This is a genomic window from Paenibacillus rhizoplanae (assembly GCF_042684125.1).
Lineage (GTDB): Bacteria > Bacillota > Bacilli > Paenibacillales > Paenibacillaceae > Paenibacillus_AQ > Paenibacillus_AQ rhizoplanae.
The window spans coordinates 380503-404350 of record NZ_JBHUKY010000023.1; the positions used below are offsets into that span (position 1 = coordinate 380503).

Here is a 23848-nt window from a genome sequence, read left to right on the forward strand (position 1 = left end):
CTGCTGTTACTGCTGCAAGAGACATTCACGCACTTTAATGGAGCAGGGGGAGACAGGATGCTTGGAATCATACGTGTCATTACATTGCAGGAGAGCTCTGCAATCCAGTTACATGGGGATTTAATTGAGCGGCGGTACGGTCTGCCGGTGATAAGCCGCTGCATCCCGGATCAGCCCCGGGGTGTGTATGATGCGCAGACAGAGGCGGAATCTATTCCAAAAATTATCACGCTTGCCCGGGAACTGGAGCAGCAGGGGTGTACGGCAATCGGCATCAGCTGTGCTGCTGACCCGGCGCTGGCGGAGGCGAGGGCGGCGGTGGGGGTTCCTGTTCTGGGGGCGGGCTCCTGCGCAGCCCTGATGGCCCTGGCCTATAGCAGCAGGATCGGTGTGCTGACCATTCTGGAAGAGGTGCCGCCACTGATCCGCAGCATTCTCGGCGGGGCTTATCTGGGCATGGACCGTCCTGACGGCGTTACAACTACGCTGGATCTGGGTGCGCCTGCCGGACGGACGGGCGCACTGGCGGGAGCCGCCCGGCTGGTAGAGCGCGGCGCCGAAGTCCTGGTGCTGGCCTGCACCGGCTTCGCAACGATCGGGCTGGCGGCTGAGCTGGAAGAGCGGCTGGGCATCCGCGCATTCGACCCCATCCTCTGCCTCGGTGCGGCAGCATCCGCCACGGCTGCGGGAGCAGCGAGGCGGGTGTAGATACACTGGCTCGGGTGTAGGTGCTGGCTTGGCTGCGAGAGCAGAGCGACGGTCGTAGGCGTTGGCCTGTAGGTGGGCTAAGAGGCTGTCGCACAGTTCAGCGGCTAATCATTGAGGTTGTATTTTGTTAAGCGTTCTTCCTGGCTAAGGCCGGGGAACGCTTTTTTTGATGATAAGCAATTGGCGAGGGAACAACCATTGGAATACCGGTGCTGATCTGTTGCTCGGGAGACCAATTGGGCGAATGAAGAGCATTAGTGCACCTGAATTCGGCGGAAGTGGTTTAGAGGAACGAATGAGGAGCATTAGTGCACCTGAATTCGGGAGAAGTGGGCTAGAGGAGCGAATGAGGAGCATTAGTACACCTGAATTCGGCAGAAACGGGCTAGAGTGGTGAATGAGGAGCATTAGTGCACCTGAATTCAGCGGATGGACCAGGAGGGGAGTAGTGGCGGGAGCATAGCTTTGGTGGAGCAGGAAAGTGGGGGTGGAGGAGTGAAATTACATTTTTATTGTTTTCAGTGAATGGGGTAGAAGACAAATCAGAGATATAGTTAGTTAAAGGTCAGTTGAATAGTTGTGGTGAGCCTGCGGATTTGAAAAGTTAGATAGGGGAGGGACCTAGTAAATTTATAGTACCGGTTTCGTTCATCTATATCCTTCCATATTATTCCTAAAGCGCTTTTACAACCGAAAATATGCCGTAATTGGATATCTATTTCCTGTGGCTTGGCATGAATCTCTGATAAACTAGCGGGAACGCAAAAAGTGGCTGGTGGCAGAGATGTGGCATATTTCAGGAAAAATCACGAAATACTGAAGACAGCAGAGGGAGGCGGAAGGGTGAATACACGAGGAATTACGCTGCGGGAGCTAATGGAGCTCTCAGTTCTTGGGAAAGCGAAGGTCATCAGCGGGGAGCAGGGGCTGGACCGGGTGGTCCGGTTCGTGGATATTATGGAGGTCCCGGATCTGAAGGGCTGGATCAGCGAAGGGGTGATGCTACTGACTACAGCCTATTCAATCCGTCATGATCCTTCACTGCTGACCGAGCTGATCTATACGCTCGACAATCTGGGCGCAGCGGCGCTGGCGATCAAGCCGGCCCGCTTCCTGAAGGAGATCCCCCAAGGGGCCATTGAGGCCAGCAATGCCTGCGGTCTGCCGATTGTGGAGATCCCGCCCGAGATTCCATATACGGATATCACCCAGCCGGTGATGGAGCTGCTGCTGGGGCGGCAGGCGATGCTGCTGCGCCGGGCCGAGGAGGTCTACCGCACGCTAACCACCATGGTGCTGGAGAACAGCGGTATTCAGGCGGTCAGTGACAGTGTGGCCGAATTCCTTAAGGCCCCGGTGGCACTCGTGGATACGGAGCGGAAGATAATTGTATCCTCCCCGGCAGACTATGACTGGGCGCAGAGCGCTGCGCCGCTGAGCTGGAACATCCATGTGGACCGCCGGACGGTTGCCCGGCTGCTCGTTGACAAGGAGCAGCTCGATGACATGGAGGAAGTGGGCATTGAGCAGGCAAGGCTCGTCTTCGCCTTGGAGCTGATGCGGCGTAAAGTAGCCGAGGATACGGAATTCCGGCTGCGCGGCAACTTCATCGATGAGCTGCTGACCCCGCCGCTGCCGTCGAGGCATGAGGTGCAGCGGCGGGCCCGCCAGCTTGGGATGAACCCCGAGCACAAGTGGGAGGTGGCCGTCATCGAAGGAGAGACGGCGCCGAGTGAGGAGACGGTGAACCGGCTGCTGGAACGGGAGGCGAAGAAGCGCGGAGTCACGCCGCACGTAGAATACCGTTCGAGCCGGGCGGTGCTGTTCCTGCCTACGCATGAGGGGCGCAGATTCACGCCGGGAGGAGATGCAGAGGAGCCGTGGGAGAAGACACTGAGCGGCTGGCTGCAGGACAAGGCAGAAGGCTTAAGCAGCTACCGCTGCGGCATCGGTACCTCGGAATACCTGTGGGACATCCACACCAGCTATAACGAGGCGCGCAAAGCGCTGTCGATTGCAAGAAGGCTGGGACAAGGCCCCGGCGGGATTACCCGCTATGAAGAGATGGAGGTCTATCATCTGCTGGAGGGGCTTGGCGGTCCGGGGTTCGAGCAGCTGTTCGAGCGCAAGCTGGGCAAGCTGCTGCAATACGACCAGGAGCATGACAGCAATATGCTGCTGACCTTCTATCATTATCTGGAGTGCCGGGGCAGTCTGATTGAGACGGCGAACAGCCTCTATATCCACCGCAACTCCGTCAAATACCGGCTGGAGCGGATTCGGGATATCACCGGCTTCGATCTGAATGATCCGCGTGAGCAGTTTGTCTGCCATTTGTGCCTGATTTACTACTACCTCCAGGAAAAATAGGGCGCTTTGGAAGATTTCAGGAATGCCGTGTGAGTAAATCTAACATTAATATGGGTTGATAGTGCACAACCGACAAACGGTTGTGCATTTTTTTAGCTGAACGGGACGTAGAGTGACTGTGAAATTCTATGTAGAATTAGCTCAACACTTTAATAAGACAAAGCATACACGTATTACCTGACATGAGAGCGGAATTCCGTCACAGAGGCACAGAAGTCGAATTTGTAAGGGGGTTGATTCATTGTTTGCTTATACATTAAAAAGACTCGTGCAGATGATTCCTGCCTTGCTTGGTATTATCGTCATCACCTTCATTCTGTCGAGAGTGCTGCCGGGTGATCCTGCGATTATGCTGGCCGGAGAGCAGGCTCCAGAGGAGATTGTGAACAAGATCCGCCAGGATATGGGGCTGGACAAGCCGCTGTATATCCAGTTCTTCGCTTACATCGGGCAGCTGCTGCAAGGCGACATCGGCTATGCCTATCACACCGGACATTCGGTCGCAAGTGACCTGGCCTCACGCTTCCCGGCTACGATTGAGCTGACCCTGGCCAGCATCCTGATTGCAATTCTGATCGCCATTCCCGTAGGCATTGTGGCCGCTACCCGTAAGGAATCCCTGCTGGATCACATCTCGCGTGTGTTCTCCCTGATAGGTGCTTGTGTGCCGATCTTCTGGCTCGGACTGATGTTCATCTATATCTTCTACTCCATTCTGGGCTGGGCGCCGGCACCGATGGGCCGGATCAGCGGGGATCTTAACCCGCCGGTGCATATCACCGGGCTGTACGTGCTGGACAGTATACTCTCCGGCGACACCGCTGCACTTAAAAGCAGCCTCGCGCATCTCGTGCTTCCGGCGATCTGCCTCAGTACCGGTACGATGGCGATCATCGCCCGGATGACCCGCTCCAGCATGCTGGAGGTGGTCGATCAGGACTTCGTCCGCACCGCCCGGGCCAAGGGGCTGCGGGAATCGGCCGTCATCTATAAGCACGCACTGGTCAATGCGCTGATTCCTACGCTAACGGTGCTCGGACTCCAGTTCGGCTTCCTGATGGGCGGCGCGGTCATCACGGAGACCATCTTCTCATGGCCGGGAATCGGCGGCTATGTCACCGACTCTATACTGGCGGCGGATTACGCGCCGATCCAGGCGTTCACCCTGGTCAGTGCCGTGCTCTACTGCGGAATTAACCTGGCGGTCGACCTGATCTACGGGTTCATTGACCCGAGAATCCGTTATGAATAGAACAGCTTGTGTGAGAGGAGGAGATTGCTTGTGAGCACTGCAGCACATTCAGCACAGGGCAGCCCGGCGAAGCCCGCACCGGCCAAGCCCAGAACCCTATTATCCCTGCTGCTGCACAACCGCCTGGCAGCCATCGGGCTGACCTTCATCCTGATCTGGACCGTGATAGCCATCTTCGCCCCCTGGCTGGCTCCGCATGATCCGTTCGTCACGGATATGGCGAGCAAGCTGCAGCCGCCCTCCGGCAGCCACTGGTTCGGAACCGACAACTTCGGCCGGGATATCCTCAGCCGGGTGCTGTACGGCGCACGGATCAGCATCTGGACCGGCCTGATCGCGGTCTCGATCTCCTTCCTGATAGGGATGCCGCTGGGCGGGATTGCCGCTTACTACGGCGGCCGGACCGGAACCATCATCATGCGGGTCATGGATGTGTTGTTGTCCTTCCCGTCACTGGTATTGTCGATGGCGATTGCCGCCTCGATCGGCGCAGGACTCAGCAGCGCAATGATCGCTGTCGGCATTGTCGGCATTCCCGAATTCGCCCGGCTGATGTTCGGCCAGACAGTCTCGCTGCGGGAGAAGGAGTATATCGAAGCCAGCCGGGCCATTGGTGTGAAGGATAGAGTCATTCTGTACCGGCATATTCTGCCGAATGCTCTGGCGCCGCTAATGGTGCAGGCTACGCTCGGGATGGGCTTCGCCATCCTCACCGCGTCCAGTCTCAGCTTCCTGGGGCTGGGGGTCAGACCCCCGATTGCCGAATGGGGTGCGATGATCTCAGAAGGCCGGGAATATATCATTTCCGGGCAATGGTGGCTGGTTACTTTTCCAGGCCTCGGCATTGCCACCTCCATCTTAGGCTTCAACTTACTCGGAGACGGCTTCCGGGATGTGCTTGACCCGCGGTTGCGCTCGGGGAAATGAGGCGGAGCAGGGGAATCCCCCAAGACCGCCTTGTCCCTGATAGAGATAGATAGATTACCGTCAGCTGGAACGCATGCGGCAGACAATCATCAGCAGCACAAGTAGTTGTTATGCAGGCAGGATATAGAAAAGGGAGGAAATATCGATGAAAAAAGTTAAACTGTTGTCCACACTCGTCGCTTTTTCAATCATGCTTGCCGGATGCGCCAGCAGCGCCAATCCGCAGACCCCTGCTGCCACTTCGGCAGGAACAGATACCGCAGCAACGGCTGCCCCAATCAAGAAGAACCTGACGGTGGCCTATTCCGAGGGCGGCACCACGCTCGACCCGGCGGAAGCTAATGATCTGACCTCCGATACGCTTGTGCTGGCCGCCTATGATCAGCTGGTCACCTACGGCATCAAGACCGAGAATGGCGCCAGCATCGCCAATACCGAAGACATCAAGCCCATGCTCGCAGAGAGCTGGGAAGTGAATGCTGACAACACGGTGTATACGTTCAAGCTGAAATCCGGCGTGAGCTTCCAGAGCGGCAATCCGGTGGATGCCGAGGCGGTGGCGTACTCTTTTGAACGTGTGGCGAAGTCCAGCTCCGGCAGTTTCCTCTACGGTATGGCTTCAATTAAATCGGTTACGGTAAAAGACGCTTCGACCGTTGAAGTTACCCTGACGAATGCCAATCATAATTTCCTGCAGATTCTGGCGATGTACACCTTCTCCATCGTGGACCAGAAGACGGTAGAAGCACAGGGTGCAGACTATCTGAAGACGAATGCCGCCGGTTCCGGCCCGTTCAAGCTTACGAAGTGGGACCCGGCTACCGAAGCTGTTTTCACAGCTAATGACAGCTACTGGCAGGGTGCGCCAAGCCTCGGCAAGGTAACCCTGAAGTTCACCAAGGAAGCCTCGAACCGCGTGCTGCTGCTGGGTAAGGGCGATGTAGACATGGCGATTGAGATTCCTCCTAAAGATGTATCCACGCTAGAGAGCAATTCGGCGCTGACTGTCGCTTCCAATGCGAGCAACCGGATTCTGTTCTTCGCCATGAACAACAAAGTTAAGCCATTCGATAATGTAAAAGTCCGTCAGGCGATCAACTATGCCATTCCTTACGATCAGCTGCTGAGCGGGGTGATGTACGGCCAGGCCAAGCAGATGAAGAGTGCGGTAGCGAGCAACACGCCGGGCTTCACCGATGCAGGCTATGTGTATGAGTACAATCTGGACAAGGCTAAGGCGCTGCTGAAGGAAGCAGGCTATGAAAAGGGCTTTGACTTCGACTTCACGCTGGGCTCCGGCTTCGATGACTGGGAGGATGATGCGGTCCTGATCCAGGCTGAGCTGGCCAAAATCGGAGTCAACATGAAGATCAACAAGCTGGCCCGCGCCCAGTTCCTGGAGCAGCAGAAGACCAATAATCTGACCTCTTATATCTCTAAATGGACTTCATTCGTCAATGATCCCGGCTACCACCTCGGCTTCCTGCTGTACGGCAAAGGTTCCTCCAACTACATCAACTATCAGAATGCTGAAGTAGACAAGCTGTGGGAGCAGGCGAACCTGGAGACAGATACAGCGAAGCGCACAGAGCTCTACAAGCAGGCTCAGGAGATCATCACGACAGAAGCACCTTGGGCGTATCTCTACGAATATAACCGCATTGTGGGGATGAGCAACAAGATTAGCGGCTACGCCTTCTACCCGGATGAAGTGATCCGTTTCTATCCGCTGTCGATTACAGAATAAGCAGGGTTGGCGGCAAGAGAGCGGACAAGCCATAGGCTTTGTCCCTCTTCTTGTCACAAATTCAAGCAGTCCCCGGAGAGGGGAACACAAAGGAGAATTCGTAACCATGACGGACTGGAAAAGCAAGGTGCTGGAGGCCATTGATGCCGGGCAGGAGGAACTGCTCGCGCTCTGCTCTCAGCTGATCCGTTACCCTTCGGAGAATCCGCCGGGCGATTCACGGGAGATCAGCGCTTATATTATTGGTTATCTGAAAGAGGCTGGTATCGATACCGCGATCTATCCGGCCACCGAAACGATGTTCAATCTGGTGTCCACACTGGGTGCAGGAGCGGAGGAGCGCACCGGCAAAAAGCTGATTTACTGCGGACATACCGATGTCGTTCCGGCGGGAGACCGCTCGCGCTGGGATTTCGATCCGTTCAGCGGCGATATCGTGGACGGCTATCTGCTGGGCAGAGGGGCTTCAGATATGAAGGCGGGCCTGGCCGGGCTAATCTACGTAACCGCTCTGTTATCGAAGCTTGGCGTTCCGCTCAAAGGCGACTTGTCCCTCCTGATCGTGCCTGATGAAGAAACGGGCGGTCATCTGGGCGTGCCCTGGGTGCTGGAGCGCGGCCTCATCACCGGAACCGCCGCTGTGATTGCCGAGCCTTCCGGCCCGCTGAACCCGACCATCGGGCAGAAGGGGAGCTGCTGGTTCGAATTCACCGTGGAAGGTACGCCGGGTCACGGCAGCCTGTCGCCGGTGGTCGGAGACAGTGCCATTGTCAAGGCGGCCAAAGGGATTGAAGCCTTGCAGCGGTTATGGGATATTAAAGTGGACATTCCCGAGGAAGTCCAGGACATTATCCGCATCTCGCAGGATTATGTGAAGGGAAGCGAAGAAGAAGATTCCCTTGCCTATCAGGTATTCGACCATGTGACGGTCAACATTGGAACGATTCAGGGCGGAACCAAGGTGAACGTGGTGGCGGACCGCTGCACGATTCAGGTCGATTCCCGCGTCCCGTTCGGGGTAGATTACCGCGATGTGCTGGACCGTGCCCGCTCCCTGCTGCTTGAGGCAGGCATTGAGTCGGAAGTGAAGGGCTTCGGCTTCCAGGGGAATGCCAACTGGACCTCCAATGAGGAGCCGGTGGTCAAGGATCTGGTGGAGAGTATCTGCGAAGTAAGCGGGGAAGAAGCCTACGGTGTGCTGCAATGGGCCTCCAGCGACGCGCGCCATTTCCGGACGCATAACATTCCCGTTCTGCAATACGGCCCGGCCGAGCTGTCTACGATCCATAATTTCAATGAGAAAGCGCCCGTCTGGCAGATTATCCAATGTGCGAAGGTGTATGCTTTAACGGCACTTAAGTATCTGGGCGTGGAAGATAGAGAGAGTTGATTTTAGTTTGGGGCCCCCGCAAAGTATCTGAGTAATCATCGGAGCTAAGCATCACTTTGTGGGGAGTTTTTTTGGGGGAGGGGCAATCATGACAGAACTGCTGGAAGTATCAGGGCTATGCACCGAATTTCAGACAGCGGCGGGTACGATCCGTGCGGTGGACGGCATCAGTCTGTCAGTGCGCAAAGGAGAGACGCTGGGCATTGTAGGTGAATCCGGCTGCGGCAAAAGCATTACCTCACTCTCCATCATGCAGCTGCTGCCCAAACGGATCAGCCGGATTGCTTCCGGCCACATCCGCTTTGAGGGCAAGGATATGCTGGAGATGTCGGTAAAAGAGGTACGGAGCATCCGGGGGAACCGGATTGCGATGATTTTTCAGGAGCCGATGACCTCGCTGAATCCGGTGTTCAAGATCGGGCGCCAGATCTCCGAATCCGCCCGTTACCATCTGAAGCTGAGCAAGAAGGAAGCGGCTGAGCGGGCGGTGGAAATGCTGCGCAAGGTGGGGATTCCCCGCCCGGAAAAGATTGCCCAGCAGTATGCCCATCAGCTCTCCGGCGGGATGCGGCAGCGGGTGATGATTGCGATGGCGATGGTCTGTAGTCCCCAATTGCTCATTGCCGATGAGCCGACGACAGCGCTGGATGTGACGATTCAGGCGCAGATCCTCGATCTGATGCGGGATCTGCAAAAGAATGAAGGCATGTCGATTCTGATGATCACGCATGATCTGGGCGTCGTTGCCGAGATGTGCGACCGGGTCGTAATCATGTATGCGGGTCAGATTGTCGAGGAGACGGATGTGGCTACCCTGTATAACCAGCCGCTGCACCCGTATACTCAAGGGCTGCTGGCTTCGCTGCCCCAGCTGGCGGGGGATGAGGACCGCCTCAGCTCGATTCCGGGCCAGGTGCCGAATCCGGCGAACCTGCCGCCCGGCTGCCGGTTCGCGCCGCGTTGTCCGGTAGCGGTGGACCGCTGCCGGGAGCAGCTCCCGGAGCTGCTTGAGGTGCAGCCGGGCCACACATGCCGCTGTATCCTGCAGCAGGAGGGGGTTCTATGACCACATTACTGGAAGTCCGTAATCTGAAGAAACATTATCCGATCCGCAAAGGCTTCTTCTCTAAGCAGGTCGGCGCAGTCAAAGCCGTTGACGGCATTACCTTATCCGTTGAGCAGGGAGAGACGCTGGCTGTGGTCGGAGAATCCGGCTGCGGGAAATCGACCACCGGACGGGCCATTCTGCGGCTGATTGAGCCGACAGAAGGCGAGATTATGTTCGGCGGCACCGATGTGCGCAGCCTGAATACCGAGCAGCTCCGCAGGTTCCGTACCGATATGCAAATGGTGTTCCAGGACCCTTACGCTTCGCTCGACCCCCGCTGGACCGTCCAGCGCATCCTGGAGGAACCGCTCCGTACCCACGGATCGGCTCCCGCCGGTGAGCTGCGAAGCAGGGTCGAACAGCTAATGGAGGTGGTGGGTCTGTCCCCCTATCAGGCCCTCCGTTTTCCCCATGAATTCTCCGGCGGCCAGCGGCAGCGGATCGGGATTGCCCGTGCGCTTGCGCTGAATCCGAAGTTCATAGTCTGCGATGAGCCGGTATCAGCCCTGGATGTCTCCATCCAGGCCCAGGTGCTGAATCTGATGCAGGATCTGCAGGAGCAATACGGCCTTACTTATATGTTCATCTCGCATGACCTGTCGGTTGTGAAGTTCATCAGCGACCGGGTGGCCGTCATGTACCTGGGGCGGATTGTCGAGCTTGCGCCAACGAAGGCGCTCTTCGCGAAGCCGCTGCATCCGTATACCCAGGCGCTGATGTCTGCCGTTCCAGTGCCGAATCCGGGAGCGAAGAAGCAGCGCATCGTCCTGACCGGGGATGTTCCGAACCCGGAGACACCGCCCACGGGTTGTGCCTTTCACCCCCGTTGTCCGCATGCGATGGACCGCTGCAAGTCGGAAGCGCCGGTACTGCGGGAGCTGGATTCAGGCCATCAGGTGGCCTGTCATTTATATTAAGTAATAAGTGAGGAGGGGCCATCCGGCAGCGGGTGGCCCTTGCGCTGTCTGCCAGGCTACTGATGCCACGCCATTCTAACGCACTAACCATACCAGATGCTTTTCCTGCCCGCTACGTCACCGGCAACACCGCCGGACTTTAGCCCTATTTTTTACCCGGATGGGACGGCGTCCCCCGTCTAGGAAGAATGACTTATTTTTACAGAGTCTGCTCCGTTGTTAAGTGAATATCCTTTCAGAAATAACGCTGAAATATTTCATCGAAATTTGAAAATGAAAGCAAACCCTTTTATAATTACTTTAAATTAAAACTGATATGGGAGGAGATGGGAGGAGAACGTGAACAAACCACGACAATTATGGATTGATGCCGCCAAGGGATTCAGTATTATATTTGTAGTAATGGGCCACTCCGGCGATGCGGCAGCGAATCATTATCTGTCCTGGTTCCGGATGCCTTTGTTCTTCATGCTTAGCGGACTTGTATTTAAGCCGGTTGAACCCGGGCGGTATTTGGGTTGGGCGGCCAAACGGACCAAGGGGCTGATGACTCCCTATTTTGCCTACGGACTCCTGATTGCGGCAGTGCTGCTGCTGTTCAACTTCAGTGTACGGGGGTTCGCCGAGAATGTAGCGAGACTGCTCTACGGGGGATTATCGCTCACGGGACCTTACGGGGTGTTCTGGTTCATCACCTGCCTGCTGTTCACCCAGCTGCTCTTCGGATACATTGTCCGTTATTCCCGCCGCACACAATTTCTCCTGATCGCTTCTGCTTATCTCCTGTCACATCTCATCTCCCTGACTGCGCTCAGGAACTTCAATCTTCCCTGGAATGCAGATGTGTCCCTGCTCGCCATTACTTATTATGCGATCGGATTCTACGGCAAACAGGTGATCCCTGCGCTGATCCGCCGCTATTCGGCGCTCCCGGTGCTGCTCCCGTTAAGCGGACTGGTGCTGCTGTTGGAGCGGAGGGGAATCATTCAATACAGCCTGAATATGAAATACAAGGAGTATACTTCGCTGCTGCTCGATCTGGCCGTGCCGCTGCTCATCTCATTGACTATCTGCGCCGCTGTCTACCGTCTCTCGAAGCTTGTTCCGCTGGACTGGATGGGCAGCCTGGGGCGCAACTCTATTGCGATCATGTACCTCCATCTGCCGCTGAATTACAGCCTGAAATATCTGCTTGGTGCGGATTACGGGCTGATTCCCTTTACACTGATCGGGGTGGGCGTGCCGCTGCTCGTGGCCATTTGGGCTGTACGCTCTCCGGTACTCTCCAGACTCTATCTCGGGCATAAGGGCGGGAGCCGTCCCGCAGTGAATTATAGCAACGCACGTTAATAAATAGGTGAAACTAGTAATAGAAATGCACAAGCTCTTTTTCATATCTTTCATATACTTTAGTAGAATATGAAAAGGAGTGATAATGCATGGCCAAAACACTTTTGGATTATAACGCATCCGTAGTTACACCTATTACTAACGGGGTCTCCATCCCCGTCCCTATTTCTCCGGCAGGTATACAGATTGCAGGAACATCGGTTTATATTGATCCTGCAGTACCAGGACATTTCCCCAATAAGGTGGAACTGAAAGCTACGATCGGCGTGGATGTTACTCTGGATACGCCCAATGTGCTGGTCCGCATCTGGCGGGCAGGCACCGAAATCTTCTATGCACGGGTAGAGCTGGAGGAGACTTTCAATGACGATGGCATTATTTCGCTGCATATGGTAGATATCAACGTCCCTTCCGGTGTCCAGAACTATCAGCTGATTGTAGAGAACCAGGATGTCGGCTCCGTTGCCACAGTGGTGGGACCTGTTATTTTCAGCGCTTTGGCTATCGGCGGCTAAGCTTTTCATAGCAGTACCGGAAAGGGGCTTTCTCAAGTATCTGTGAAGATACCGGGGGAAGTCCTTTTTTTTGTGCGTGAAATGGAATAATTTCCTGCCATTCTGACGAAACTGGAACACAGTACCTGTGAAATGAAGGTTAAGTTCAGGAGGGGAACCATTGTGAGGAAAATTCGTTATGTTACGCTTATGCTGTGCATTGCTGTATCGGTTCTGGGAGGCGCTACAGGAGCCTGGGCCGAGGAAAAAGCCAAAGGCACCGCAAATTCCGGCAATGCCGGAGGGGCGGCTGCGGAGCTGGCGCCGGGGGCGCGTTCTGCCATTCTCATGGATGCCAGCACGGGCACGGTCATCTACGAGAAGAACAGCCATGATAAACTTCCGCCGGCCAGTATTACCAAGATTATGACCATGCTGCTGACGGTGGAGGCGCTGGACGAGGGCAAACTGCAGCTGACCGACAAGGTGCGGACCAGCGAGTATGCGGCATCGATGGGCGGTTCGCAGATTTTTCTGGAGCCGGGTGAGGAAATGACGGTGGACGATATGCTGAAGGGCATCGCGATGGCCTCCGGCAATGATGCTTCCGTAGCCATGGCGGAGAAAATCGCCGGCTCGGAGAGCGCCTTCGTCGATCTGATGAACCAGAAGGCGCAGGACCTGGGCCTGAAGGATACTCATTTCGCCAACTGTAACGGCCTGCCGGCTGCGAATCATTATTCCTCCGCGCATGACATTGCCGTCATTAGCCGGGAGCTGCTGAAGCATGAGCAGATTATCAAATACACCGGCTCTTATCAGGATTACCTGCGCAAGGATTCCACCAAGCCGTTCTGGCTGGTCAACACCAACAAGCTGGTGCGGTTCTACACGGGGGCTGACGGGCTGAAGACGGGATATACGTCCGAAGCGAAGTTCTGCTTGTCCGCGACAGCGGCCAGAGACGGCCTGCGTGCTGTAGCGGTGGTGCTGGGCGAGCCGAACACCAAGACCCGCAACAGCGAGGTCTCGGCGATGTTCGATTACCTCTTTTCCCAATATAAATTGCATACGATTCACAAGGAAGGCGACACCATCGGCACGGTGAGGATCGAGAAGGGCGTGAAGACGCAGCTGCCGCTGGTGGCGAAGGAGAACTATAGTGTGCTGCTCCGCAAAGGAATTACCCAGGAGGGTATCCGTCATGAGCTGGTGCTGGATGAGCAGGTGAAGGCTCCGGTGGCCGAAGGCCAGACGGTCGGCAAGCTGGTAGTCTACCAGGGAACCGGTATTCTGAAGGAATATGAGCTGAAGGCAGGAGAGAGTATCGCCAAGGCAGGCTGGTGGAAGCTGTTCAAGCGGGCAACGGGTGCTATGTTTACGAATGATTAATTTCTTGCATTTTGTAGATTGAACCCGAGCTTCGTGTAAGTTCTTAGGGGTTTTCTTCTAGTTTTGTCGTGAGGCAGGAATCCTCAATTGCGGTGTAGAAACCTTGTCCTTGTAGGGGAAAGAAATTGTTACAGGGCGGTTGTCCAAGCAACGAAGAGGAGAGTGGCAAGTATGAATTCTCATGTGGAGATGGAGCATCACCGGGGTGTGCTGATTGTCCGGTTGTCCGGGGAACTGGATCATCACGCAGCCGATTATGTACGTATGGATATGGATGAAGCGATTATGCGGGGTCAGGTGGAGCATCTGATCCTGAGCCTGAAGGAGCTGCAGTTCATGGACAGCTCGGGCCTCGGAGTCATTCTGGGAAGGTACAAGCTGATCCGCAGCAAGGGCGGCAAGATGGCAGTCTGCGATGCCACCGCACCCGTGAAGCGCCTGCTGGAAATGTCGGGCCTGTTCAAAATCATGCCCCTATATGACGACGAGAGCGCCGCACTCTCGGATTTGGAGGTTGCGTTATGACTAGTAGCGAAGCTCGTAACTTCATGAGTGTCCAGTTTGCCGCACTGTCGGAGAATGAATCGTTCGCGCGTGTCGTGGTAGCCGCCTTTGTCTCCCGGCTCGACCCGACGATGGAGGAGCTGAATGACCTGAAGACGGTAGTCTCGGAGGCCGTCACCAACTGTATTATCCACGGGTACGACAGCGATTCCACAGGCATTGTCAGCATATCCGCTTCGCTCGACAATGAGACCGTGCATCTGACGATTGAGGATAAGGGCCGGGGCATTGAGGATCTGGAGCTGGCCCAGCAGCCGCTATATACCTCGAAGCCGGAGCTGGAGCGGTCGGGTATGGGCTTCACCATTATGGAGAATTTCGTGGATCATTTCGAGGTCACCAGTGAACCGGGACGCGGAACCTCAATCTCCATGAAGAAAACCATCGTCTCGAAAAAAGCTTTATACAATTAGGGGTTGGAGCCATGGAAGCAGAGTCGAAAAAAGCTCCGCCGACCTATTTGGACGATGCGGAGGTCAAACGTCTAATCGCGCTCAGTCAAGCCGGGGACCATACGGCCCGCGACACGCTGGTCAACTGCAATATCCGCCTCGTCTGGTCGGTGGTGCAGCGGTTTATGAACCGCGGGTATGAACCGGATGATTTGTTCCAGATCGGCTGTATCGGACTGCTGAAGTCCGTTGATAAATTCGACCTCAGCTATGAGGTCAAGTTCTCCACCTATGCGGTGCCGATGATTATCGGTGAGATTCAGCGGTTCCTCCGCGATGACGGTACGCTCAAGGTCAGCCGCTCGCTGAAGGAAATGGCCAACAAGGTGCGTAAGATGAAGGATGAGATGTCCAAAACGCTCGACCGCCTCCCGACCATCGGTGAAGTGGCCGAGGCGCTGGGCGTCACGCCCGAAGAAATCGTCTTCGCCCAGGAGGCCAACAAGCCGCCGACTTCGATCCACGAGACCGTCTTCGAGAACGATGGCGATCCGATCACGCTGATCGACCAGATCGCCGACGAGTCGCAGGAGCGCTGGTTCGACAAGCTGGCCTTGAACGAGGCCATCGGTGCTCTAACCGAGCGCGAGCGTCTGATCGTGTATCTGCGCTATTACCGCGATCAGACCCAGTCCGAAGTCGCCAGCCGCCTCGGCATCTCGCAGGTGCAGGTGTCGCGGCTGGAGAAGAAGATCCTCGCGAACATCCGCGAGCAGATTGCGCAGTAAGGGTGGAAGTTACAGCGCGTCTCGGCTGATACTGCCGCAGCTCAGTAAGTTCGATACAGCAGTCGGGTTAACTGTAGTGCTTAGCGAGGTTAAGTATGTGATGTACAGTGACGGGTGCAAGGCGGGCCGCCCCCTAGAGGGGCGGCTTTTTGCGTCTTTTCGGCTCCTAATCAAGCGGAATCCGGTTACATAGCGGCTTCTGAGTCCGCGTGCTTCGGCATATCCGCCTTATAAGCTGCCCATGCTCATGGTTATGCCGGAAGCTCCCCATATGCTAAACTAGGCTAAACTCGTAACAATCGATGATTGGGACAACTAACAACAATGCCAAGTGAATATGGAGGGCTAAACCTAATGGATTATGCAAAGCTCAGCAAAGAGGTCTCCTACGCCCTGCGTCACGCACCGTGGGAATATGAACTGGAGTTGGATGAACAAGGATGGGTGGATATTGAACAACTGCTCCACTCGCTGCATCAGGACAAGAAGTGGGAATCGGTCGGTGCAGAGGATCTGGACAAGATGATCGCAGCATCGGACAAGCAGCGGCATGAGCTTGCGGAGGGCAGAATAAGGGCGCTGTATGGTCACTCTGTCCCGCAAAAAATTATAAAGCAAAATGAAACGCCGCCACCCGTTCTGTACCACGGAACAGCCAGGGAATGGGTGGAGACGATTCTGCATGAAGGCCTGAAACCGATGAAGAGGCAGTATGTTCATTTCTCGGTGGATACGGATACAGCCAAGCTGGTGGGAGGACGCAAGGACTCAAGCCCTGTGATTTTAACTATCGATGCCGGGCGGGCCGCACAGGAAGGAATCATGTTCTACCACGGAAATCATAATATTTGGCTCGCGGACTATATTCCGCCCGAATTCATTACTGACTTGTAGCCTACACTAACCAGCCACAGCCAACCATAACAAAAGCGCCCCAACCAGCCAGTTCACGGCTCGCGGGACGCTTTTATCTTTTACCATGTGTTCACAGATCTCTGCCTAAGGCGCTACAATCGCACCTGTTGAAATCATATAATTACCGGGTGCAAAATAGTTCCCGGCGTCTTCGCCGGATAAGGTGTAGACCACAGTGATGAGTTTGCCGCTGCCGACAGCAGCATCGTTGTAGGTTGCTGTTGCACTGACTGTAACATCATCGCCAGGAATGACTCCGGTCAGAGTACCCGGGGTGATCTGGACCGATGTATTTCCATCGTAGGTCTTGGATTCTGTGATCACTGGTCCTGTAATGTCGAGCTGCAAGGCAGTGATAATACCTGTGTTAATGGTATAGCTAACAGGTGGATAATAGTTACCTGCATCTGCTCCTGTTAAGGTGTAGGAGATGGTGATGATTTTGTTCACTCCTACGTTAGGAGTGTCATAGGTTCCGGCAGCATGCACGGTCACATCATCCCCTTCAAAAATTCCGGTTACGGCACCGGCAACCACTGCCGCTGCGGTAGTTCCGTCATAGACTCTGGAGCGTGTGATCTGATCCCGGTCAATCTCGCCATTGGTGGTGATGTAGCTCACAGGTGCAATATAGTTGCCTGCATCTGCTCCGCTAAGTGTATAGACTACAGTTATGGTCTTGTTCGTCCCAATGGATGATGTGTCATAGTTGGCAACGGCGCTCACAGTGACATTTTCCCCGGGAACTACCCCAATAAGCTGTCCGGGAGTCACCGCTGCTGCCGTGGTTCCGTCCTTGAACTTCGCCAAGGTCAAATTCGGAGCTTCGATGGTTAATGGATGGAGTGCGATGCTGCCCGTATTCACGATATAGGGAGCGGGTGCAAGATAGCTGGCTGCTTGTGCTCCGCTTAATGTGTAGGTAACGGTTATAGTCTTGTTCACCCCAAGCGCTGCACTGTTGTAGGTAGCAGAGGCCTGCACTTCAACATCGTCACCGCCAAGCACACCGGTCAGCGAATTTGCGGTTACTGCTGCTGAGGCAGTGCCGTCATAGGTTTTGGACTCCGTCAAGGAGGCGGGAAGCCCTATAGTCAGCTCAATCGCTTTAACCTCAATCGTGCTGGAAGGGGCCGAGATATTGCCGGAGCCATCTACAGCATACACAACATAATGACCGGCGGGCAGACCCTGCGTATTCAGCGGGGAATAGACGGAGGCGGTGACCGCCAGCTTTTTACCCAGAGCAGCATGAACAGAATCTTCCAGATCAGTTGTAGTTCCGACAACTGTGGAGGGGACCAGATACAAATAACCCGCTTCGTTGCTTGTTCCGTATACATTATCTCCTACAGTAACCGCTCCAAGGGTCACACTGGTAAGTAGAGGGGCTGACGTATCACCCGGATCAGGAGTAGGTGCTGGTGTAGGAACTGGCGTAGGAACTGGTGAAGGTTCTGGTGTAGGTGTAACTTCAGGTGTTGGTGTCGTTACTGGTGTAGCTGTAGGCGTAGACGTTGGATCGGCAGGGACAAAGGTGCTTCGAACAGGGGTAGGTGTAGCAGTTGGTGTGACGGTTGGTCTAACTGTCGGTGAAGTGGTTGCTGAAGGTGTGCCTCCACCATTCCCAGGAGTAATAGCCGGAGCCTCTTCAATAACTTTGGTGCGTGTTAAGGACACTACGGCTTCCGCGCGGGTAATATCCCTGCCAGGTCTGAAGCTGTTATCTTCGGAGTAACCCTTCATGACTCCTGCCGCAGCCACGGCGTTGACAGAATCCAGTGCCCAGGCGGCAATATCCTTGGAATCACTGAAAAGAGCACCGGTCTTAGCGGCATCCAGCTTCAACAACCGGTGGATGATTACTGCGGCTTCCTGTCTGCTGATCGTCTTGCCGGTACCGATGGTACCATCTGAATATCCGCTGATATATCCGGCTTTTACCGCTTTGGCAACCTCGGTGTAGGCCCAATTGCTTGCAGAGAGATCCTTATAGGCCACAGGTGCCGTCTCGGTGAATCCGAAGGCACGGTTGATGAGCGCCATGAATTCTGATCTTTTCAGACTGTTGTCCGGTTTGAAGCTGCCGTCGGCGTATCCCTGAATGAAGCCTTTTTCAACCCAATCTGTAACCTCGCCCTGTGCCCAGTGGCCTGTGATGCCTGTTAACGAAGGTGCCGAAGCACCGAGAGCAGTTCCCAGCGGAGTGAATAGTGTGGTTGCTATCATGAGTGTGGAAAGAAGAAGCTTGCCGGGTCTATGGTTCAATGTAACGCCTCCTGATAGTTTGTATTGGCTAAATGAAATAATAGTAACACATATTATTAAAAATTAATTTAAATAAATTTAGTTTTTGAAAATTTAATTTTTCAAAATATAAACCTAACACTGGTCAATTAATTTAGGCTGTGAAACGGGTGAATTTGTTCTGATCTGGAGCCTTATTTGTAACCTTTTTCGCCCTGCATGGCACTTAGTAATGTAACGTGATAAACACTTACAGAAATGAGGTTCGGTAGACGGATGCAACAGTGGATTGAACAAGCGCAGAAGGGCGATGCCGAAGCCTTCCGGGAGCTTAGCGGGCATGTGCGGGGGATGGCTTACGTAGTGGCCTACGATATGCTTAGCGATGTGCAGCTTGCGGAAGACGCGGTGCAGGAAGCCTTGCTGGAGGCGTATATGAATCTTGGCAGCCTTCAGGAGCCGGCCGCGTTCCCGGGATGGTTCAAAACGATCGTGGTCAGACAATGCCACCGCCTGCTGCGGCGCAAGACAGAGACAATTCTGCCTCTGGAGGCAGCGGAGCAGGTTGCCGGGTCATCACCCGGCGCTGCGGAGATTGTTGAATACCGGGAATGGACACAGGTGCTGCACAGGTCAGTGGCGGAATTATCCGCCAAGCTGCGGGTACCGCTGCAATTGTTCTACTTTTACGGGTATTCGCTTCAGGAGATTTCCGTGTATCTGGGCCTTCCCGTCGCTACGCTGAAGAAAAGGCTGTATGACGGCAGACGCAAGCTGAAGGGCGCTTTACCTGTTGCCGATCTGGCTGCTGCATTTCATCTATTACATGAAGGGGGAGCACGTATGCTGCATATTGTGAATGGTGACACTGTGGGAGATAAGTTGAAGCAGGGAATTGTCCAGGGGGAGGTGCTGGTGTGGAGAGAAATCTATTCGGTGGGGCCGATATTCATAGATCCGGCGGCACAGCAGAATCGGCTGCTGCGGGCTGAGGTGCTACAGGCCACGATGGGCATTCCGGCAGCTGAATATCTGGCGGGCTGTGCGGAGCAGGAGCGGAGGATTAGCGGATTCCGCCAGTATGATGAGGTGGTGCTGTGGTTCGAGCATGATCTGTTCGACCAGAGTATGCTGGCCTATCTATTACACTGGTTCAATGGGCAAAAGCTGGGCAACACCAAGCTGAGCCTGCTCTGCATCGGAAAATTCCCCGGGATTGAGCTGTTCCATGGTCTGGGACAGCTGACGGAAGCTCAGCTTAGCACCCTAGCGGGAACCTGGCGGAATATTGGCCGCAAGGAGCTACTGCTTGGGAGCCTGCTGTGGGAGGCCTACGCCGCTGCCGATCCCCGCGAGCTGGCGGATCTGCTTTTGGCGAAGAGGGAGGAGCTTGCGGGGGGCGCGCTTAGCTATGCCTATGATGCCTTCAAGGCCCATCTCTCCCGTCTGCCTTCCGCAGAGAATGGACTCGGTATTGTCGAACAAACCACCCTCCAAGCTGTGGCTAATGGTATGGATACGCCGCTTAAGCTGTTCCGCCAGGTTACGGATGAGCTGCACCGGCTTGGCATGGGCGATACGGAATACTGGAAGGTCCTGCGCACACTTACGGCCGGGAAGCAGCCTCTGCTTGAGATTGATGGTGCGTCAGAACTAACAGATTACAGGGAAGTACCGGAATTCCTGCACCGCAGCGTTACGCTGACTGCATGGGGAGAGCAGGTGTTGGCCGGAGCAGCCGACCGGTTACAGCTGCAAAGTATCGATGAATGGTACGGCGGCCTGCATCTGGTGGGGCATGATGCCCTCTGGCGCTGGGACCGCGCTGCGGAACAGCCAGTACAGCATCCGTCATCCGCGCGGAAGGAATAGAATGTAACCAGGAGGTTTTCCTGCTAAGCTGAACGCTTGGCGGGTGAACCTCTTTTTTGGTTTTTAGGAAATCGTGTGTCTTATGCCTTATGAAGTGCGCCTTATGCTTATATAGTATAATAGTTTCATCTGAAGAAGGGGGAGAGCGGCATCAGAACATTAGTGATCAGTGACATTCACGGCTGTATAGAGGAATTCAACCTGCTGCTCCGCCGGGCGGAGTATGACCCCTCCAGGGATCAATTGATCCTGCTGGGCGATTATGTGGACAGGGGGCCGGACAGCAGAGCGGTTGTGGAACAGGCGAAGCGGCTTGCCGAAGCAGAGGGGGTTATTGTGCTGCGGGGGAACCATGATCAGATGGCCTGCGATGCGCTGGCGGGAGAGGATGACAAGCGGGATACCCACTGGATTACGAATGGGGGATTCCATACCCTTCTGAGCTATTGCGGAGGCCGGGATTCGGTGCTGCTGCACCCGGATTCAGGCTGGAGGGATTATACGGAGATGAAGCGGTTCATGCGTACGGAGTATAAGGAGCATCTGGATTTTCTGGGTTCGCTGCCCTACTACTATGAGACGGAGACCCATCTTTTCGTTCATGCGGGCATTGATCCTTCCCTTGCCGACTGGCGGACCCAGCGGGAGTATGATTTTATCTGGATTCGGGAGCCTTTCTACAATCATCCTGTTACTTCTACGGAGAAGACGGTCGTCTTCGGCCATACCTCTACGGTAGATCTGCAGGACGGCGCAGGAGTCTGGTTCAGTCCGCTGGGCGATAAAATAGGCATCGACGGCGGCTGTGTGTACGGGGAGCAATTGAACTGCCTGGAGATTAGCGAAGCAGGATATAAGACCTATGCGGTCCGGCTCGGCGAGCGGGAGTAACGAGAGCTGAGGAGCAGACGGATGAAAACAAACTCGCAAATGGTTATAATTGGAATATTAAATCCGAATGTTCAGGAGGAAGAGATGTCCAATTCCCTTTTAACGAAGAACGCGTTAGCCCGGTCCCTGAAGAAGCTTATGCTCACAAGGCCGCTGAATAAAATAACGATCCAACAGCTCACGGCGGATTGCGGGGTGACCCGCCATACGTTTTATAATCATTTTCAGGATATCTATGAGCTGCTCGGCTGGATCTACAAGTCAGAAGTGATTGAAGGACTGGACCAATACTGCTGCTGGGCGGGCTGGAAGCAAGGGTTCCTAAGCGTCCTGCGCTACACCGTAAATAACAAAACCATCTGTCTGAATACCTTCCATTCGCTGGGACGCGAGCATCTGGAAGAGTTCCTGTACGGAGTGATCTACCGCGTCATGATCAACGTAGTGGAGGAGCTGGACGGGCAGTCGTGGCCCGGACAGGAGCAGATTCCAGAGCCTGTGAGAATGCAGGCCAGACTGGATATAGCCGATTTCTACACGCTGGCCATCCTTGAACAGGTGATCCACTGGCTCAAAGCAGGGGCGAATACAGATCCGGCCGGGGTAGTGGACAAAGTATCGCGGATTATGGACGGATGCATTGCCCGTGGGCTTGAGCATTATCAGTCTGCGGTTCATCCGGTGAATTCATGACACAATATCCGGCGGATGTGTAATCCCTAGACAGTACCGTCCGGCTGTCCATAGAATCCCTGATTCGCGGCGGGTATAGTGAAGGCAGTTAGCAGGCACTTATCCCCTGATCATGGAAGGAAGAGGACACATGGGTATATATCAAAGAATTCATCCGCAGGTACAGGAAGGCATCGCTTCACGCAAGGCTTATCTCGTTGGAGGAGGAATCGGCTCCCTGTCGGCGGCGGCATTCCTGATCCGCGACGGGCATATGCCCGGCCGGAATATTCATATTCTGGAGCAATCGGCTGTATACGGCGGTTCCATGGATGGGGCGGGCAATGCCAAGGACGGTTACAGCGCCCGGGGCGGACGCGAGATTGAAGAGCACTTCGAGTGCTTCATGGAGCTGTTCGGCTTCATCCCTTCCCTGACCAATCCGGACCGGACAGTGCTGGATGAATTCCGGGAGCTGAATCTGGCTGAACCGATTGAATCGCATTGCCGTCTGGTGGAAAAGCAAGGCACCCCCGCCGACTTCTCCTCGCTTGGACTCTCAACCGCACATGCGCTGCAATTAGGCAAGCTGACGCTGGCTACCGAAGAGAGACTGGGCGCGGTGACGATTGAGCAGTTTTTTGACCCGAGCTTCCTGGAGACGAATTTCTGGTATTTCTGGCGCTCCATGTTCGCCTTCGAGAATTGGCATAGCGTAGTGGAGGTGAAGCGTTATATGGAGCGGTTCATGCACCTGATCTCCGGGATGAACCAGCTGAAAGGAATTTTGCACACCGAATACAACCAGTTCGACTCGCTGATCCTGCCGCTGATGAAGTGGCTGGAGCGTGAGGGCGTTCATTTTGACAAAGGGCATCAGGTCACGGATCTGGAGCTTAGCATCAATGGTGAGGAGAAAGTTGTAACCGCGATTCAGGTGCAGGTGAACGGCTCCCCGAAGACAATTCCGGTGACACGCGGGGATCTGATCATGGTCACGAACGGCTCAATGACAGAGAATTCTACTGTGGGCGATCTGAACCATCCGGCTGTGCTGAACCGGTCTGTTACAGAACGCGGCTGCTGGAGCCTGTGGGGTAAGCTTGCTGCTAAATCCCCGGATTTCGGCCGTCCCGAGGTGTTCTGCGGGGATATCGACAAGTCCAAATGGTTGTCGTTCACGATGACTTTTACCGATGATGAGATTGTATTCCCTTATCTGCTGGAGCTGACGGGAGATGCTCCCGGCATGGGCGGCGTGGTGACGATCAAAGACTCCAGCTGGATGATGTCCTGGACCGCACCGAAGCAGCCTCATTTCATCAACCAGCCGGACAATGTGAAGGTGCTGTGGGCGTATGGCCTGTTCCCGGATGCCGAAGGTGACTATATCAAGAAAAAAATGAGCGACTGCACCGGACGCGAGCTGCTGGAGGAACTGTGCTACCATATGGGCCTTGCGGACCGCATTCCCGAGATTCTGGAGCATACCACTAATGTCATCCCTTGTATGATGCCTTATATCACTGCGCAGTTCATGCCGCGCGTTCTTGGTGACCGTCCGCAGGTCGTGCCGCAGGGCAGTGTGAATCTGGCCTTCCTCGGCCAGTTCGCCGAAGTGCCGGACGACTGCGTGTTCACCGTGGAATATTCGGTCCGCTCCGCAATGATGGCCGTCTACAATCTGCTGGCGCTGGACAAAGAGGTGATTCCCGTCCATCCGAGCAAATATGATGTACGGGTGCTGCTGACCGCGCTCCGCACCTGCCTGGGCAACAAGCCGCTGCCGCTGGATAAGACGCTCGGGGAGCTGCTGGCGGGAACAGTACTCTCTAAATTAATCTAAATGACA

20 protein-coding genes are annotated in these 23848 nt (G+C 55.0%); 19 read left to right on the forward strand and 1 reads right to left on the reverse strand.

What is annotated here, in order from left to right; translation table 11 throughout:
* Positions 1 to 57 precede the first annotated feature (57 nt).
* The 15 genes from ACFSX3_RS14765 (at position 58) to ACFSX3_RS14835 (ending at position 16293) form a co-directional block, all read left to right on the forward strand.
* On the forward strand, positions 58 to 708 hold the full coding sequence (locus ACFSX3_RS14765) for an aspartate/glutamate racemase family protein (RefSeq protein WP_209984243.1): 651 nt from the start codon (positions 58 to 60) through the stop codon (positions 706 to 708).
* A gap of 843 nt (positions 709 to 1551) precedes the next feature.
* Positions 1552 to 3078 carry a PucR family transcriptional regulator gene (locus ACFSX3_RS14770; protein ID WP_209984240.1) on the forward strand — a complete coding sequence of 509 codons (1527 nt, stop codon included), beginning with the start codon at positions 1552 to 1554 and terminating at the stop codon, positions 3076 to 3078.
* Between the two features lie 241 nt (positions 3079 to 3319).
* A complete protein-coding gene (locus tag ACFSX3_RS14775) occupies positions 3320 to 4330 on the forward strand; it encodes an ABC transporter permease (protein WP_209984238.1) in 1011 nt (336 codons plus the stop codon).
* A 30-nt stretch (positions 4331 to 4360) separates the two neighbouring features.
* Positions 4361 to 5257, forward strand: a complete 897-nt coding sequence (locus ACFSX3_RS14780; protein ID WP_209984236.1) for an ABC transporter permease — start codon at positions 4361 to 4363, stop codon at positions 5255 to 5257.
* Positions 5258 to 5402: 145 nt separating this feature from the next.
* The gene (locus tag ACFSX3_RS14785) at positions 5403 to 7004 is read left to right on the forward strand and encodes an ABC transporter substrate-binding protein (RefSeq protein WP_209984230.1); all 1602 of its coding nucleotides are present in this window, start codon (positions 5403 to 5405) and stop codon (positions 7002 to 7004) included.
* A 106-nt stretch (positions 7005 to 7110) separates the two neighbouring features.
* Positions 7111 to 8394, forward strand: coding sequence for a M20 family metallopeptidase (locus ACFSX3_RS14790; RefSeq protein WP_209984228.1), 1284 nt, complete (start codon positions 7111 to 7113; stop codon positions 8392 to 8394).
* Between the two features lie 88 nt (positions 8395 to 8482).
* Positions 8483 to 9460 carry an ABC transporter ATP-binding protein gene (locus ACFSX3_RS14795; RefSeq protein ID WP_209984225.1) on the forward strand — a complete coding sequence of 326 codons (978 nt, stop codon included), beginning with the start codon at positions 8483 to 8485 and terminating at the stop codon, positions 9458 to 9460.
* Complete coding sequence (locus ACFSX3_RS14800) at positions 9457 to 10419, forward strand: ABC transporter ATP-binding protein (RefSeq protein WP_209984220.1); 963 nt, start codon at positions 9457 to 9459, stop codon at positions 10417 to 10419. Before ACFSX3_RS14795 ends, ACFSX3_RS14800 begins: the two co-directional genes overlap by 4 nt.
* A gap of 339 nt (positions 10420 to 10758) precedes the next feature.
* The gene (locus tag ACFSX3_RS14805; RefSeq protein ID WP_209984217.1) at positions 10759 to 11769 is read left to right on the forward strand and encodes an acyltransferase family protein; all 1011 of its coding nucleotides are present in this window, start codon (positions 10759 to 10761) and stop codon (positions 11767 to 11769) included.
* Positions 11770 to 11858: 89 nt separating this feature from the next.
* Entirely contained in the window at positions 11859 to 12284 is a 426-nt protein-coding gene (locus ACFSX3_RS14810) for an exosporium protein C (protein ID WP_209984216.1), read from the forward strand.
* A 189-nt stretch (positions 12285 to 12473) separates the two neighbouring features.
* A complete protein-coding gene (locus ACFSX3_RS14815) occupies positions 12474 to 13655 on the forward strand; it encodes a D-alanyl-D-alanine carboxypeptidase family protein (protein ID WP_209985105.1) in 1182 nt (393 codons plus the stop codon).
* Between the two features lie 171 nt (positions 13656 to 13826).
* Complete coding sequence (gene spoIIAA / locus ACFSX3_RS14820) at positions 13827 to 14180, forward strand: anti-sigma F factor antagonist (RefSeq protein WP_036727462.1); 354 nt, start codon at positions 13827 to 13829, stop codon at positions 14178 to 14180.
* Entirely contained in the window at positions 14177 to 14632 is a 456-nt protein-coding gene (gene spoIIAB / locus ACFSX3_RS14825) for an anti-sigma F factor (RefSeq protein ID WP_209984213.1), read from the forward strand. Before spoIIAA ends, spoIIAB begins: the two co-directional genes overlap by 4 nt.
* A gap of 11 nt (positions 14633 to 14643) precedes the next feature.
* Entirely contained in the window at positions 14644 to 15399 is a 756-nt protein-coding gene (gene sigF, locus ACFSX3_RS14830) for an RNA polymerase sporulation sigma factor SigF (RefSeq protein WP_209984211.1), read from the forward strand.
* A gap of 354 nt (positions 15400 to 15753) precedes the next feature.
* On the forward strand, positions 15754 to 16293 hold the full coding sequence (locus ACFSX3_RS14835) for an RNA 2'-phosphotransferase (protein WP_209984206.1): 540 nt from the start codon (positions 15754 to 15756) through the stop codon (positions 16291 to 16293).
* Between the two features lie 105 nt (positions 16294 to 16398).
* Here the strand turns inward: ACFSX3_RS14835 and ACFSX3_RS14840 are convergent, their stop codons facing one another.
* Entirely contained in the window at positions 16399 to 18582 is a 2184-nt protein-coding gene (locus tag ACFSX3_RS14840; protein WP_209984203.1) for a YDG domain-containing protein, read from the reverse strand.
* A 255-nt stretch (positions 18583 to 18837) separates the two neighbouring features.
* On the opposite strand from ACFSX3_RS14840, the gene ACFSX3_RS14845 reads away from it, so the two are divergent.
* From ACFSX3_RS14845 to ACFSX3_RS14860, 4 genes are all read left to right on the forward strand, one after another.
* Positions 18838 to 20433 (forward strand): sigma-70 family RNA polymerase sigma factor, encoded by a 1596-nt coding sequence (locus ACFSX3_RS14845; protein WP_209984200.1) that lies wholly within the window; start codon positions 18838 to 18840, stop codon positions 20431 to 20433.
* 162 nt (positions 20434 to 20595) lie between these two features.
* Positions 20596 to 21324: a metallophosphoesterase family protein gene (locus tag ACFSX3_RS14850; RefSeq protein WP_379256044.1), complete on the forward strand. Its 729-nt coding sequence runs from the start codon at positions 20596 to 20598 to the stop codon at positions 21322 to 21324.
* Between the two features lie 84 nt (positions 21325 to 21408).
* On the forward strand, positions 21409 to 22017 hold the full coding sequence (locus tag ACFSX3_RS14855) for a TetR/AcrR family transcriptional regulator C-terminal domain-containing protein (RefSeq protein ID WP_209984197.1): 609 nt from the start codon (positions 21409 to 21411) through the stop codon (positions 22015 to 22017).
* A 130-nt stretch (positions 22018 to 22147) separates the two neighbouring features.
* On the forward strand, positions 22148 to 23842 hold the full coding sequence (locus ACFSX3_RS14860; RefSeq protein WP_209984194.1) for an oleate hydratase: 1695 nt from the start codon (positions 22148 to 22150) through the stop codon (positions 23840 to 23842).
* The last annotated feature ends 6 nt before the right edge of the window (positions 23843 to 23848 follow it).